Annotated in this window: 13 protein-coding genes; 2 read left to right on the top strand and 11 right to left on the bottom strand. The window is 71.1% G+C overall.

The window, feature by feature from the left end:
* Window positions 1-6: 6 nt before the first annotated feature.
* Window positions 7-207, bottom strand: a complete 201-nt coding sequence (locus ACFV9D_RS30025) for a DUF5988 family protein (RefSeq protein WP_385153020.1) — start codon at window positions 205-207, stop codon at window positions 7-9.
* Window positions 208-430: 223 nt separating this feature from the next.
* Between ACFV9D_RS30025 and ACFV9D_RS30020 the strand changes: the two genes are divergently transcribed.
* Window positions 431-1,837 carry a hypothetical protein gene (locus ACFV9D_RS30020; RefSeq protein ID WP_385153017.1) on the top strand — a complete coding sequence of 469 codons (1,407 nt, stop codon included), beginning with the start codon at window positions 431-433 and terminating at the stop codon, window positions 1,835-1,837.
* Window positions 1,838-1,917: 80 nt separating this feature from the next.
* Here the strand turns inward: ACFV9D_RS30020 and ACFV9D_RS30015 are convergent, their stop codons facing one another.
* Together ACFV9D_RS30015 and ACFV9D_RS30010 are read right to left on the bottom strand one after the other, a co-directional pair.
* On the bottom strand, window positions 1,918-4,065 hold the full coding sequence (locus tag ACFV9D_RS30015) for an OmpL47-type beta-barrel domain-containing protein (RefSeq protein ID WP_385153110.1): 2,148 nt from the start codon (window positions 4,063-4,065) through the stop codon (window positions 1,918-1,920).
* A gap of 53 nt (window positions 4,066-4,118) precedes the next feature.
* Window positions 4,119-6,611 carry a ThuA domain-containing protein gene (locus tag ACFV9D_RS30010; RefSeq protein WP_385153014.1) on the bottom strand — a complete coding sequence of 831 codons (2,493 nt, stop codon included), beginning with the start codon at window positions 6,609-6,611 and terminating at the stop codon, window positions 4,119-4,121.
* 196 nt (window positions 6,612-6,807) lie between these two features.
* On the opposite strand from ACFV9D_RS30010, the gene ACFV9D_RS30005 reads away from it, so the two are divergent.
* Window positions 6,808-7,824, top strand: coding sequence for a multicopper oxidase domain-containing protein (locus tag ACFV9D_RS30005; RefSeq protein ID WP_385153011.1), 1,017 nt, complete (start codon window positions 6,808-6,810; stop codon window positions 7,822-7,824).
* A 17-nt stretch (window positions 7,825-7,841) separates the two neighbouring features.
* On the opposite strand, the gene ACFV9D_RS30000 is transcribed toward ACFV9D_RS30005, so the two are convergent.
* Genes ACFV9D_RS30000 through ACFV9D_RS29965 form a run of 8 tightly spaced genes read right to left on the bottom strand, consistent with a single transcriptional unit; the run spans window position 7,842 to window position 14,596 of the window.
* On the bottom strand, window positions 7,842-8,858 hold the full coding sequence (locus tag ACFV9D_RS30000) for a Rieske 2Fe-2S domain-containing protein (RefSeq protein ID WP_385153008.1): 1,017 nt from the start codon (window positions 8,856-8,858) through the stop codon (window positions 7,842-7,844).
* Between the two features lie 2 nt (window positions 8,859-8,860).
* The gene (locus ACFV9D_RS29995; RefSeq protein ID WP_385153005.1) at window positions 8,861-9,085 is read right to left on the bottom strand and encodes a recombinase-like helix-turn-helix domain-containing protein; all 225 of its coding nucleotides are present in this window, start codon (window positions 9,083-9,085) and stop codon (window positions 8,861-8,863) included.
* A 34-nt stretch (window positions 9,086-9,119) separates the two neighbouring features.
* Window positions 9,120-10,055, bottom strand: a complete 936-nt coding sequence (locus tag ACFV9D_RS29990) for a PDR/VanB family oxidoreductase (protein WP_385153002.1) — start codon at window positions 10,053-10,055, stop codon at window positions 9,120-9,122.
* A gap of 34 nt (window positions 10,056-10,089) precedes the next feature.
* On the bottom strand, window positions 10,090-11,715 hold the full coding sequence (locus ACFV9D_RS29985) for a thiamine pyrophosphate-binding protein (RefSeq protein WP_385152999.1): 1,626 nt from the start codon (window positions 11,713-11,715) through the stop codon (window positions 10,090-10,092).
* Between the two features lie 9 nt (window positions 11,716-11,724).
* A complete protein-coding gene (locus tag ACFV9D_RS29980; protein WP_385152996.1) occupies window positions 11,725-12,513 on the bottom strand; it encodes an SDR family oxidoreductase in 789 nt (262 codons plus the stop codon).
* Window positions 12,514-12,532: 19 nt separating this feature from the next.
* Window positions 12,533-13,306 (bottom strand): SDR family oxidoreductase, encoded by a 774-nt coding sequence (locus ACFV9D_RS29975; protein ID WP_385152993.1) that lies wholly within the window; start codon window positions 13,304-13,306, stop codon window positions 12,533-12,535.
* Window positions 13,299-13,820: a cupin domain-containing protein gene (locus ACFV9D_RS29970; protein WP_385152990.1), complete on the bottom strand. Its 522-nt coding sequence runs from the start codon at window positions 13,818-13,820 to the stop codon at window positions 13,299-13,301. Before ACFV9D_RS29970 ends, ACFV9D_RS29975 begins: the two co-directional genes overlap by 8 nt.
* On the bottom strand, window positions 13,811-14,596 hold the full coding sequence (locus ACFV9D_RS29965) for an alpha/beta fold hydrolase (protein ID WP_385153107.1): 786 nt from the start codon (window positions 14,594-14,596) through the stop codon (window positions 13,811-13,813). Before ACFV9D_RS29965 ends, ACFV9D_RS29970 begins: the two co-directional genes overlap by 10 nt.
* Window positions 14,597-14,635 lie beyond the last annotated feature (39 nt).

Genomic DNA, 14,635 nt, shown 5'->3' with positions numbered 1-14,635 from the left:
GCCCCCCTACCCGGCGATCTCCGTACGCTCCCACCACTCGTACACCCGAAGCGTCCCCTCCTCGGTGTCCTGCCGGCGCGAGGTCTCCCTGAAGTGCTCGTATCCGCCGAGATACGGGATCTTCAGGTCCTCGCCGGGAGTCTCGATCGGGACGATCCGCTCGGGGAGGTCGCCCGGACCGCCCTCCAGAAATGCCTTGTGCGCCATGGCACCAGTCTCACCACCCCCGGCGCGCGTCGCATCCGGGGAGCGTCCGACTGACGAGCGGAGGCCCCCCGTCGGGCAGAGGATCCGCCGGTGACGGTGGCCGGCACCGGCGAGACCGCGCAGTCAGGCGGTGGCGTGACCCTGTCACGACCCCGCGCCGACTCACTGCCCGTCACATTGCTAACCTCGCGGCGAGTTGATCTTCAAAGCAAGGGAAGCGAACATGCGAGCAGCGAAGGCCACGGTCCTGGCCGTGCTGACGGCCGCTGTGCTGGCCGGCTGCAGCAACGCTCAGAGTACGGACGGCAAGAACGACCGCGACGCCCCGGCGGGCACCGAGGCGAAGCCGCTCGCCGCGATGAGCGTGCCTCCGGCGTACGACGGCGCCAAGGGCTGGGACGAGACCCTTCCCTGGGTGCCCGGGTCGGCGGACGCGGTGCCGGTGGCCGTGGTGCCGGGCGCCAAGGCCGTGGCCGTGCTGACGTTGGCCTCGAACGGGTTCGCCGTGCAGTCCAAGGCCGCCGACAGCGGGAAGGTCCGCTGGGTCTCCGCGACGTGGAGTCCGCCGCTGCAGATGGACGGCGCGAAGGAGGCGGGCGAGATCCCCGAGGTGACCGGTGTCGAGCAGGACGGCCAGGCCTTTGTCGTCGTGTCCGCGCACGGGATGGCCGGCAAGGACGACCTCCACGAGGGCACTGAGGTGGTGCGTCTCGCGGTGTACGCCGCCGAGGGCGAGGGCACCGGGCTCAAGCCGCTGCGGGAGATCGACGTGCCGGTGTCCGCGGACGCGGGTGACGTGCGGGTGAGCGCCGAGGGAAGCCGTCTGCTGGTGGCCTACGGCGAGCCGGGACCGTACCCGCAGCGGTCGGCCGCCGTGGACGTGGTCACCGGCAAGGTGACCCCGTACAAGAACGCCGGCGAGCTGCTGCCGCAGTGCGCCGGGAAGAGCCTCGAGTGCGGCTGGGCCCGCGTGGTGGCGGCGGGCTCCACGGGCCCGCTGGTCGGACTGGGCCGCGGTTTCGGTGTTCCGGGGGCCTGGTTCAGTGACGCCGTCCGGCCCGAGGGCGCGGACGCGACGTACGGCTTCGGCAGCTGGAACGGCGACGTGTACGGCGTGGAGGGTGGACGGTTCCTCGCCCAGTGGCACCGCTCCGACAAGGACGGCTCGAGCGAGCCGTCCGCGTGGTCGGTGCACGAGGTCGCGTCGGGCAAGCTGCTCGCCCGTACGGAGTGCGATTACGACGCGCTCCCTACGGTCACCTCGCAGGGCAACTTCCGTGATTTCCCGGTCGTTTCCTCTCCCTCGGGCCGCTTCCTGGCCGCCGGACCCGTCGCCTTCGACATGGAGCGCAAGCAGGGCATCTGTCTGCAGGGCGACGGCAACCGCAAGACGATCACGGTGAGTGCGATCGCCGACGACGGCGTCGCCTACGGCGAGATCGACGACGACGCCTCCGGGGCGAAGGTCGCGAAGGTCGCGCGGCTCGACCTCACCACCGACACCGGCGAGGCCGAGGTGCTCGGCGCCGGAGTCGAGATTCCTCTCCACACGGACCTGGGCGGAGCGGGCCTGTTCGTCGTCCGCGACCAGGACGAGAACGTCCGGGTGTCGGTACGAGCCCGCCGCTGAGCCCACGCGACGAGAAGCGGCCCCTCCTTCCGGTTCGGGAGAGGGGCCGCTCGTCGTCCGGCGACGCCGCGGGCTCGCGCCTACAGCTCCTTCACCCGGATGTTGCGGTAGGAGAAGACATCGGTCGTGCCGTGCACCTGGAGGCCGATGTAGCCGGAGGCGTAGCGGCGGCCGTCGGTGCCCGGGTCGTCGGAGCGCGGCGGCTCGAAGACCTGTCCGCCGGTGTTGTCGAACTCGTTGATCAGCTTGCCGTTGCGGAAGACCGAGTAGTGCTGGCCCTCCACCCGGATCTCGTAGTCGTTCCAGGTGCCCTTGGGGGTCACCGCGGCGCCGGCGAGGCCCACCCGGTCGAAGCCGTAGACCGAGCCGGTCTTGTACATGTCTCCGTCGGGCCGGTCGAGGACCTGGATCTCATGGCCGTACTTGATGGCGACCCACTCCGGTCGGGGCTCCTCGGGGTTGTCGTGGACGTACGGGAAGCGCACGAAGACACCGCCGTTGGCGTTGCCGGCGCCGGGTGCGTCGTCGCGCCACTGGAGCTTGAGGGAGAAGTCGCCGTACTGCCGCTGCGGGAACCACAGCATGCCCATGCCCGGCACCGTGGTGCTGCTGGTCATGGCCCCGTCCGCGCTCAGCGCGAACTTCCCGCCGCCGACGTGCTGCCACTTCGAGAAGGTGGCCTCGGTGCCGTCGAACAGATCGCGGTAGCCCTCGGTCTGGCCCGGCTTGCCGATGCCCGACTGCTTGGCGGCGCGGTAGATCTTCCGGTGTTCGCGCGTGTCGATGACGCCGTCGGCGAGCAGCCGGTCGACCACCGTGTCGACGTGCTTGAGGAACAGCGCGTGCGACGACCAGTCCTTCTCGTCCTCGATGAGTTCGTTGATGGTGCAGCGGCTGTTCGTCATCCGGTTCGGGACGCCGGTGTCCACGGTGCCGACGATCACCGTCGACCGCTCGTCGAACTCGGGGCAGTTCGGTGCGGGCACCCCGCCGCCCTCGGCGACGGAGAAGGCGACGGACTTCGCCGTGGAGGTGTTGCCCGCCTTGTCGGTCGCCCGGTACAGCACCGTGTGGTGGCCGACGCGGTCGACGATCACGGGGGTGGTGTACGCGAGGTACGGGCCGCCGTCGAGCGAGTACTCGATCCGCTCGACGCCCGAGTCCGCGTCGGTCGCCGACAGCGTCACCGTGGCGCTGGTGATGTACGCGCCGTCGGAGTTGCGTACGCCCGTGACCGAGGCGGTTGCCTCGGGGGCGGTGGTGTCCGGATCGGGCTGCGTCACGACCGTGAAGTCGACCGACTTCACGGCGGCGGCGTTGCCCGCCTTGTCGGTGGCCTTGTAGCGGACGGTGTGGGTGCCCGCCTCGTGCACCATCACGGGGGCGGTGTACGGCTGCCAGGCGCCGTCGCCGATCGCGTACTCGATGGTGTTGACGCCCGAGCCGGTGTCGGACGCGGTCACGGTCACCGTTGCCATGTCCAGGTAGCGGCCCTGGTCGTCCTGTTCGCCGGTCACGGTGGCCGAGGTCTCCGGCGCCGTGGTGTCGTCGGTCGGCGCGGCGACGACCGTGAAGGCGGCGGTCTTCGCGGTCTCCGTGTTGCCGGCCTTGTCGCTCGCCCGGTAGCGGATCGTGTGCGCGCCGACCTGGTCGACGATCACGGGCGCGGTGTACGGCTGCCAGGGGCCGTCGGCGCCCACCGCGTACTCGACCCTGTCGACGCCGGATCCTGCGTCCGTCGCGGCGAGCGTGACCGTGGCCTGGCCGATGTACGCGCCGTCGGCGTTGCGGTCCCCCTCGACCTTCGCGGTCGTCTCCGGCGCGGTGGTGTCCTCGCCGCCGCCTTCGGTGACCGTGAGGATGCCCTGCATCTGGCCGTGGCCGGGGATCGTGCACTTGAACAGGTACCGGCCCGGGGTCAGCGTCACCTCGGCCGTGTGCCGGCCGCCGTTCGCATCGCTCGGGTTGGCGAGGATGTTGAGCGGGACGTCGTTGTTGTACTCGGGGTCGGAGACGTCGAACGTCAGCGTGTGCGGCATGCCGGTCGTGTTGCCGGTGGCCGTGCTGTTCTCGAAGACGATGGTGGTCGGGCCCGCCACGGCCGTGGTGGGGAACTCCAGGTAGCGGTCGATGGGGTCGCCGGCCTTCCAGGTCAGCACCTGGGCGGCGGTCCGGGGGGTGTCGTCGGTCCTGCCGTACGCGGCGGCCGAGGTCAGCCCCACGACCATCGCCACGGCGGCCAGCAGGGCCGTCCACAGGCTCGCGCCTCTGTGTCTCGGGGTCACCGTGCCGCCTTCCTCGCGAGCTGGTCCGCGGCCGGGGTGGGCCCGCCGCCCTTGTAGGTCACGCGCCACAGCGCGGAGTCGGGGTGGGAGGTGAAGAAGCCGCGACCGTAGTCGAGGACGTACAGCGAGCCGTCGGGGGCGAACTTCCAGTCCATCAGGTTGCGGATGCCGCCCTGCCCGACCGGGATGATCCTCTTCAGGGACTCGGCGTGCACCGGCAGGCCGCCCTTGCCGACGGTCCTCGGGTCGGTCAGCACGGCGTGCCGCGGCTGCTCCCCGTCGTAGAAGTCGCCGACGAACCACTTGCCGTCCCAGTACGACGGCCACTTGACGGTCGAGTCGCTCGCGGGGTCGTAGCGGTACACCGGCCCGTTCATGGTCGCCTGGCCGCCACCCTTGAGCCACGGGAGCAGCAGCTTCTGCTCCTCCTGCTTGTAGCTCGGAACGCCGTCGGCATCCCTCGGGTAGTCCACGCCGCCGCCCTGCGGCGAGTACCAGATCGTGTTCCCCGTCACCGGCGGCAGGTTCACCAGACCGTCGTTGTTCGGCGACTCGTTCTTCGGGGCGTCGCAGTCGTACCAGCCGAGCGGCGTGTTCGGGTCGGGCAGATTGCGGTCCCGGTAGGGCTGCTTGTTGCCCATGCAGTACGGCCAGCCGTGGTTGCCCGCCTTGGTGATCGCGGCGAAGGTGTCGTACTTGGCCGGGCCCCAGGTCGTCGACGGCGCGCCCGCGTCGGGGCCGACCCAGCCGGCGTAGAGGATGTCGGTCTGCTTGTCGACGGAGATGCGCGCCGGGTTGCGCACGCCCATCACGTAGATCTCGCCTCGGGTCCTGCCGCCGCCCTCGGCCGTCTCCTCGCCCGTGAAGAGGTTGCCCTCGGGGAGGGTGTACGTGCCGTCGTCCTCGGGGTGGATCCGCAGGATCTTGCCGTTGAGATTGTTGGTGTTGCCCGCGGTGCGCCGCGCGTCCGCGAAGGAGACGCCCTTGAAGTTCGGCGCCGGGTTGTTGCCCGAGTAACCACCGCTGAATCCGGAGGAGTTGGTGTCACCGGTGGCGATGTAGAGGTTGCCCTTGGAGTCCCAGGCCATCCCGCCGCCCGCGTGGCAGCAGCTGTGGATCTGCACCGGCCAGCTCAGCAGCACCTTCTCGCTCGCGAGGTCGAGCGTGTTCTTCGCGAGGTCGAGGGTGAAGCGGGAGACCCGGCGCTCGCCCATGTGCGCCTCGCGGTCGATCCGGGAGTGCGGCGTGTAGTGCAGATAGACCCAACCGTTGGTCATGAAGTCGGGGTCGAGCTCGATGCCGAGCAGCCCTTCCTCGTTCTTGACCAGCTCGTCGCCGCCTCCTTTGTTGCCGAAGACGGTCAGCGCCCCGGCCTTGGTGACCTGCTTGGTCTTCGGGTCGTAGACGTGGATCTCGCCGTTGCCCTTGCCGATGTCGGGGTTGTTCCAGTCGGTGACGACCGGCACGCTGGCGTCGGCGCCGCCGCGGCCGATGTAGAGGATGCGCCCGTCGGGGGCGGCGACCAGACCGTGCGGCTCGCCGATCTGGTCGTTCCGGCCGGGCTGGTTGGGCTTGGTGACGCGCTCGGCGGTGTAGTTGGCGTCGATAGCCGCCGTGCAGTCCGCCCGGGAGATGCGGGAGGTCCAGGCGATCGCGCCGCGCAGATGGTCGCGGAAGTCCGCCTCTGCGAAGCTGTCGACGGTGCCGCCCATGGCGGTGTAGAAGGACCGGCCGCCGTCGTAGTCACGACACCAGGACACCGGGTGGTCCCAGCCGTTCGGCTTGGCCGCGGGTGTGTACGAGGCTTCCCGGACCCGCGCCACGGTGTGCACCGTGCCGGAGGGGTTGCGGTCCCAGTTGAACCACTTGTCGGGTCGCTTCCACTCCAGGGGAAGGGACTTGGTGGCCGGGTGCTGCCGGTCGCCCACCTCCACCACGGCACGCTGCGTACCGCTCGGGGCTCCGGTCGGCCGTGCGCCGATCAGGCCGGTGAACCAGGCCGAGTACGGCTCGGTCCGCGCGGCCTCGTGGACGCCGACGAACCCGCCACCGGCCTCCATGTACGCCTCCAGGCCGGCCTCCTGCTCCGGGTCGAGCACATCGCCGCCGCCGGTCAGGAACACGATCGCGTTGAAGCGGCCGAGGCGGGTGGCGTCGGTGAAGACGGCCGGGTCGTCGGTGGCCTCGGTGCGGAAGCGCCCAGCGGTCGGACCGGAGAGCCCGACGCTTTCGACGGCCGCGATCCCGGCGTCGACCGTGGGCGATTCCGGGGTCGCCGAGCCGTGGAAGACGAGGACGCGCACGTTCGCGCCGCCTGGCGGAGAAGGTAAGGACAACGTTGTCGCCGCACCGCTGGACGGCGGGTCCGGGTACGGCCTGGCGGAGGCGGGGGCGCCGCCGAGCAGGGAGGCGGTCAGCGCGCCCGCGCCAAGTACCGCCGTCACAAAGCCTGTTCTCGATCTCGACCGGTGATGTGGTGTGCGCTTCATGTGGTCACCCATCCCTCTGAGGTCACAACGACAGCCGTTGAAGCTAGACGTCTTTTCGCGGTTCGCCAAGAGCTATGACCACAGAAGGACGAACTTTGTCCTGACCGTGGATAAACCACGGGCACCCCGCTACGGTGTGGGCGTCCCCAGGGGCCCCACGCCCCGTCAATCTCCACCGCAGACCGGAGAGTTCGACATGGACAGACGCAGCTTCAACCGTCGCCTGCTCGCGGGCGGAGCCGTCGCCGCGGCCGGCGTGACATCGTTGTCGCTCACCTCCGCCTCCAATGCCGCACCCGGCGCGGCCACCGCTCTCAGAACTGCCCCCGCGGGCGGGGTGGTACGCCATCTCAGGCTGTACGCGGAGAAGTTGGCCGACGGAACCATGGGATACGGCCTGGAGAAGGGCAAGGCCACCGTCCCGGGACCCCTGATCGAACTCAACGAGGGCGACACCCTTCACATCGAGTTCGAGAACCTGATGGACGTGCCGGTGAGCCTCCACGCGCACGGGGTGGACTACGACATCGACAACGACGGCACGAGGATGAGCGGAAGCCACGTCGAACCGGGCGCCATCCGCACCTACACCTGGCGCACCCACACCCCCGGCCGCCGCTCCGACGGCACCTGGCGCCCGGGCAGCGCCGGTTACTGGCACTACCACGACCACGTCGTGGGCACGGATCACGGCACCGGCGGCATCCGCAAGGGTCTGTACGGCCCCTTGGTGGTGCGCCGCAAGGGCGACATCCTCCCGGACAAGCAGTTCACGATCGTCTTCAACGACATGACGATCAACAACCGCCCGGCCGACGATTCCCCCGACTTCCTTGCCACGGTGGGTGATCGGGTCGAGATCATCATGATCACGCACGGCGAGTACTACCACACGTTCCACATGCACGGGCACCGCTGGGCCGACAACCGCACGGGCCTGCTGGCGGGCCCGGAGGACGTCAGCCGGGTCGTCGACAACAAGATCACCGGGCCCGCGGACTCGTTCGGATTCCAGATCATCGCGGGCGAGCACGTGGGGGCCGGTGCATGGATGTACCACTGCCATGTCCAGAGCCACTCCGACATGGGCATGGCCGGTCTCTTCCTGGTGGCCAAGCCGGACGGGACCGTACCGGGTCACGAACCGCACCATCCGGCGAAGACGCCGGAGAAGCCGACCGACTCGGCATCCGCCGGCGCCCACCACCACTGAGGGCCGGATTCCCGGGGTCAGGCCCCGCCCGACGACTGGGCCTCGGCCTCGGCCCGGTACAGCCGCCGCAGGCGCACCACACCGAGGTCGTGCTGGTACAGGTTCTCCCGCTGGTCGGCGTCCGCGGGCATGGCCTCCAGCATGACGCGGTCCTGCTCGAGAACCTCCCAGTGCCGCCTCTCGATCAGCGTCCGGTACAGGAAGCGCCAGGAGTCGCGCTGCCAGTCCTGGACCCTGCGGTAGCGCCAGAAGAAGACTCCGGTGCGGGCGGCGTCCACCGGGCAGACCATGCCCACGATGCCGAACGGGCCGCCGGGGCCCGCGGACGGCGGGTACGGTATCGACAGGTCGACCCAGTCCACCCCGGTGCGGCACAGCTCCACCCAGTCGAAGTTGACGCCCCGCTGGTCGGTCTTCTCGAAGAAGTAGCCGCGGTCGGTCTCGCGGATGCGGAACTTGGCGGTGGTGTCGCCGTCGAACATCGTGTGCGACTCGTGGTGCAGGAAGGCGCCGTGCATCGGGTCGAGGAGGTTCTCCACCGCGTACCGCCACGGCACGTTCCACTCGGCGTAGCAGAGGAACGCCTCCGTCTGCGGGTCGACGAGCGGTTCGGGAAGTTCCAGAGGCACCGGCTCGGGATGCTCCTCGTCGCCGAAGTACGCGAGCACCGCACCCGCCACCTCGCGCACCGGCAGCGAGGTGACCAGCTTCTTGCCCTCGAGATTGCAGCCCGGCAGCCCCGGCACGGACGACACGGTGCCGTCCGTCTCCACCTCGACGCCGTGGTACCAGCAGGCCACCCGGTCGCCCAGGTGCTTGCCGAGGGACAGTGGCGCGCCGCGGTGCGGACAGCGGTCGGCCAGCATGGCGAGGGTGCCGTCGGAGCGGCGGAACAGGAGCCACTGCTCGCCGAGGGCGGTGACCTTGCGCATCGCGCCGGGGGCGACGAAGTGCGAGGGGACGACGGCATGCCACTGGTTGCGCAGGCCGTGGGCGTGGATGTGGTCCGCGGATGCGGTCGTGGACAGCGTCATGGTCAGGCTCCCAGTCGGTGCATCTCGGCGCGGAAGGACGTCTCGGTCCACGGCTGTCCGTCGGGGGCGTGGACCGTACGGGCGTTGAGCCCGCGCACGACGTCGGACAGTTCGTGGCCTTCGTGCGTGAAGACCTCCTCGAGCGTGGCGGCGAGCTTGTACTCGTACGGGCTCGGCTCGCGCGTACGGCTCTGGTGGATCTCCAGGTACGGCCAGGTGTCGGTCACGGTGTCTCCAAGGGGGAGGGCGAGGCGAAGGGGGTCAGAGGTCGAGGACGAGCCGGCCGGAGGCGCACCGCGAGACGCAGATCATCATCGTGGCGTTCGCGGCGTGCTCCGCCTCGCTCAGCAGGAAGTCGCGGTGGTCGGGGACGCCGTCGAGCACGCGGGTCTCGCAGGAGCCGCAGATGCCGTCCCGGCACGAGCTCCGCACGTCCAGACCCGCGGCCTCCGCGGCGTCGAGGATCGAGGTGTCCGCGCCGACGGCGAGTGTCAGTCCGGAGGCACGGCACTCGACCTCGAACCCGTCGTCCTCTCCCCCACGTTCGACGACGGGCGCGGAGAAGCGCTCCAGCCGCAGCCGCTCCGCGGGGCAGCGCTGCTCGACGGCGGTCAGCAGCGGCCCGGGGCCGCACGCGTAGACGAGGGTGTCCTCGGGCAGGTCGGCCAGGGCCGCGTCCAGGTCGATGTGCCCTTCCTCGTCCTGGGGTACGAGGGTGAGGGCGCCGCCCAGCGCTGCCAGCTCCTCGGTGAACGCCATCGAGTCGCGGCTGCGGCCGCCGTACACCAGCCGCCACCCGGCGCCGCGCCGGTCCGTCTCTCTCGCCATGGCGAGCAGCGGCGTGATGCCGATGCCGCCGGCCACGAACACATAGCCGCCGGCGTCCTCCAGGGCGAAGTGGTTGCGCGGCTCGGACACGGTGACCTGCTGTCCGGGGCGGAGCACGGTGTGCACATGGCGTGAACCGCCGCGAGAGGCGGGCTCGTCGAGCACACCGATCCGGTAGACGCCGACCGACCGCGGGTCGCCGCACAGGCTGTACTGCCGAATGTGCGCGCCCACGTGCACGTCGACGTGGGCTCCGGGCGTCCATGCCGGGAGCGGCTTTCCGTCCGGGTGGACCAGGTCGACGGAGAGGACGCCTTCCGCCTCCCACGTCATGCGGTGGACGACCAGCCGCAGCGACTTCTCGCTCATGGTCTGCTGCCTCCTGACTGTCTTGGGGAAGGGCCTACTGGCCGGGTATCCGCACGGGCGGGGTGAACGGGTTCTTCATGGGGCCGAGCGCCGCGAGGTCGACCTCGACGAGCACCGGCCCGTCGGAGGCCACGGCCTCCGCGACGACCGGCCCCGCGTGCTCCTCGGCCGCGATGCGCAGATACGGCAGACGACAGGCGCGGGCCAGTGCCTCGAAGTCGGGGGTGGTGAGGTCGACGCCGGAGCGGCGCTCGCTGTACCGGTCCTGCATGTTGCGCAGGACGCCGTAGCCGCCGTCGTTGAAAACGATCAGGGTGAGCCGCGGGCGCTCCTGGGCGAGCGTGAGCAGTTCGCCGAGGTGGACGGCGAGACCGCCGTCACCGGCGATGACGACGGTGGGCGTGTCGGGGCGGCCGAGCGCCGCGCCGATGCCCATGCCGAGCCCCTGCCCGATGCCGCCGCCGCGCGGGAACACGTTGTCCCGCGGGTCGTGGATGTCGAGGAGACGGTTGCCCCAGCTGCTCGACGGGATCGTGACGTCACGGGCGACGACCGCCTCGCGGGGCAGGGTGGCCCGGATGGCGTCGCAGATCGCGGCCTGGGGGCCGATGGCGTCGTGCAGCGCGGCCCGTACCTCCGTGCGTACGGAGGCGACGCGCTCGGTCCAACCGTCCTCGGCCGGCCGGGCGTACGGCAGCAGGCCGTCGAGGACGCCGGCGGCCTCACCGTGCAGGGGATGGGTGACGGGGTGGACCCGGCCGAGGGCGGCCGCGTCGGCGTCTATCTGGATGTGGGCGGCGGGCAGCGGGAGCGTGTAGTCGGCGGTCTCGTTGGAGCGGAAGTGCGTGCCGATCGTGAGGAGCAGGTCGGCGTCCGCGAGGAGGGCCCGGACGGCGGGCGTGGTGGCGAAGTTGCCGACGACCTGCTCGTGGTCCTCGGGGATCGCACCGCGCCCGGAGTTGGAGGTGACGAGGGCCGCGCCGGTCGCCTCGAGGAGTCGGGCGAGCTCTCGGCGGGCCCGGACCGCTCCGCCACCGGCCCAGATCACCGGTCGGCGGGCGGAGGCCAACAGGGCGCCGGCCGACTCCAGTTCACCGTCGGTCGGCACCGGAAGGACAGGGGCCGGGAGTGGGGACGGGAGGTCGGTCTGGGCCGCGTACTGGAGGTCGATCGGCCACTCGACGCTCGCCGGGCCGCCCGGTGTGGCCAGCGCCGCGTGCGCCGCCTCGCGCAGGATCCGTCCCGCCTGTTCCGTGTCGGGGATGCTCGCCGCGTACGCCGACACGGCGGTCAGCATGCCCAGCTGGTCCTTGGTCTCGTGGATGAACCCCCTGCCGCTGCCGAGGAATTCGCTCTCCACCTGTCCGGTGACGTGCAGCACCGAGCTGCCCGCGCTCAGCGACTCGATCAGCGATCCGGCGGCGTTGCCCGCGCCGGTGCCGGTCGACGTCAGCGCGCAGCCGATCGAGCCGCGCGCCCGGCCGTACGCGTCGGCGGCGTTGACGGCGGACGCCTCGTGCCGCACGGGCACGAACCGCAGTTCACGGTCGACGGCCTTCACCAGCGGCAGGTTGTGCACGCTGACGATGCCGAAGACGGTGTCGATGCCGAGTTCGCGCAGGACGGCGACCAGGAGGTCGCCTCCGTTGTCGTGACGCATGGTGTCTCCTCAGAGGATGGAGCGGCCGACGCCGCCACAGACGTCGATGCCGGTGCCGGTGATGTACGAGGCGCGGGGCGAGAGCAGCGCGACGACGGCGTACGCGACCTCCTCGGCGCGGCCGAGGCGGCCGAGCGCGATCCCGCGGTCGGCGGCGATCTCCGCCTGCCAGTCCTCGTAGCTCGTGCCGGAGTCCGCGGCGGCGTACCGGCGGGTCCACTGGCCGGTGTCGACGAGGCCCAGGCAGACGGAGTTGACCCTGATGCCGTCGGCGGCGAGCTCGATCGACAGGGACTTGGAGAGGTTGAGGATGCCGGCGCGTGCGGCGCTGGTGGTGAACAGGCGTGTCTCGGGCTGCTTGGCGAGTACGGCGTTGATGTTGACGATGCTCGCCGCGTCGGAGGCGGTGAGGTACGGGCGTGCGGCGTGCAGCGGGTTCAGGACCCCGGCGAACTTGAGCTCCAGCTCGTCGCGCCAGTCCTCGCGCGTCGAGTCGTCGAGCCCCTTCATCCGGGACTGCCCGGCGTTGTTGACGAGTCCGTCGACACCACCGAACTCCTCGACGGTACGCCGGACGAATCCGTGGACGGCGTCGGCGTCCCGTACGTCGCACACCGCGGTCAGCAGCCGGTCGCGTCCGGCACCGAGCGTTGCGGCCACCTTGTCCAGCCGGTCGGCGTCGCGGCCGCAGGTGGCGACGCGGGCGCCTTCGTGGAGCAGGGCGCGGACCGTGGCCAGGCCGACGCCCGAGCTGCCGCCGGTGACCACGATGGTGCGGTCGGCGAGGCCCAGATCCATGACTCGTTTCTCCTACAGCTCAGTTCATGGTGAAGCCGCCGTTGACGGCGATCACCTGTCCGGTCAGATAGCGGGACTCCTCGCCGAGCAGGAAGGAGACGATCCCGGTGATGTCGTCCGCCTGCTGCGGCCGGGAGACGGCGCGGTTCGCGCGGTAGAGGGCGTGCCGCTCGGCGGGCACGGTCTCCGTCGCCTCCACCTCGGTCAGACCGGGGGCGATCGCGTTCACGGTGATCCCCTTGTCGCCGAGCTCCCGGGCCATCGCCCGGGTGAGCGCGATGACCGCTCCCTTGGAGGCGATGTAGTGGGCCAGGCGGGGAGAGCCGTAAAGGGCCGCGTCCGAGGCGATGTTGACGATCCGTCCGGGGGTGGCGAAGAGCGGGTACAGCGCTTTCGCCACCAGCCAGGGACCACGGGCGTTGACCGTCATCAGCCGGTCCCACACCTCGATGTCGATGTCCTGGAACTCCTTGCCGCCCACCCCGTTGGCGAGGGCCGCGTTGTTGACCAGTCCGTACAGCGGTCCCATGGCCCGTACGGCCGCCGCGAGCGCGTCCACCGACGCGGGATCGGCGACGTCGCAGCGTACGAAGCGCGCGTCGACGCCCGCGCCGCGCAGCTCGGCGGCGGCGTGCTCGCCCCGGTCCTCGTCCAGTTCGGCGACGACGACCCGGAAGCCGTCGGCGCCGGCCCGGCGGGCCATGGCCAGTCCCAGGCCGCGGCCCGCCCCGGTGACGACGACGGTGCGGCCGTCGCCGGCCGGGCGCTCGTCGGCCAGGGGCTCGTCAGCCACGGGTGACGCCGTGCATCGGCGAGTACTCGGGGTAGGTCGGCACCTGCGGCTTCTGCGTGCCGATGACGACACAGAACAGCGCGTCGGTGTCGCCCTCGTTCTTCAGGGAGCGGGTCACGCCGGCCGGGACCACGATCATGTCGCGGTAGCCGAGGGTGCGGTACTCGGCCTCCTCGGGGCCGCGGTGGATGCCGACCTTGACCTCGCCCTCCAGGACGAAGAAGGCTTCCTCGACGTCGTGGTGGGTGTGGGCCGGGCCCTCGGCGCCGGGCGGCAGCAGCATGTTGGAGAAGGTGAAGCCGCCGGACGGGATGATGCGGCTGTCGCCCTCGTGATTGCCGGTGGCGCCCGAGCCGACGTAGCGGATCTGGCCGCGCCGGTACTGCGGGCCGGCCTTCTCCTGGAAGGAGAGGGTGTCGAAGTCCGCCACACGGGACTCCTTGGTGGCGATGAGGGAGTCGGTGTACGCGGCGAGGTCGCCGCCGTCGTCGTACGCGGTGGTGGTCAGAGGCATGGGAACAGCTCCTGTTCGGGGAGGGATGCGGTGATGCGGAGGTGGGCGAGCACCCAGGCGTTGAAGCGGCCCGGCTGCTCCTGGTTGGCCAGGTGACCGGCGTCCTTGACGATCACGAAGGCGGTCTTGTGGAGGGCTCCGGCGATGTCCTGGCTCGCCGCGATGCCGGTGACCGTGTCCTGGTCGCCGCAGAGGACGAGCGAGGGCGCGGCGATCGAGGGCAGTTCGGCGCGGAGATCGGCGGAGGCCATGGACTCGGCGGCGTACGCGTATCCCGGCAGCCGCACCGAGGCGGCCATGGTGTCGACGACCCGCCGGACCAGCGCCTCCGGGGCGCCGGGTGACACCAGGCGCGGTCCGCGGGCCTCGGCGAAGGCCCGTGGGCCCAGCTCGGCGAGTTCGGTGGCGCGCGCCCGCATGCCGGTCGCCCTGGCCTCGTCGGTGCCCGAGCCCGGGCTGGAGTCGGCGATGACGAGGGAGTCGACGAGATCGGGGTGGCGGGTGGCGAGCCGCAGCGCGATCACTCCGCCCCAGGACACGCCGAGGACGTGCGCGCTCGCGCCGCGCTCACGGATGACGGCGGCCGCCGCGTCCGCGAAGTCGTCGAGAGTGAGGGGGACTTCGGGGTCGGGGGAGGCGGCGTAGCCGGGGGCGTCCCAGGCGACGACCCGTACGTACGAGGAGAGCTCGGCGAGCTGCGGCGCGAAGGCGGCCGAGGACGACCCGATGCCGTGGAGGCACAGCAGCAGCGGACCTCGGTCGCCGGCTTCCTCCACATGGACGTCGACGCGCCGCTCGGCGGGGACGCCGGCCTG

It is taken from the genome of Streptomyces sp. NPDC059875, assembly GCF_042731085.1.
In the GTDB taxonomy this organism is placed as follows: domain Bacteria; phylum Actinomycetota; class Actinomycetes; order Streptomycetales; family Streptomycetaceae; genus Streptomyces.
Note: the sequence above shows the minus strand (reverse complement) of the source record. Positions and strands in the feature narration are given on the sequence as shown.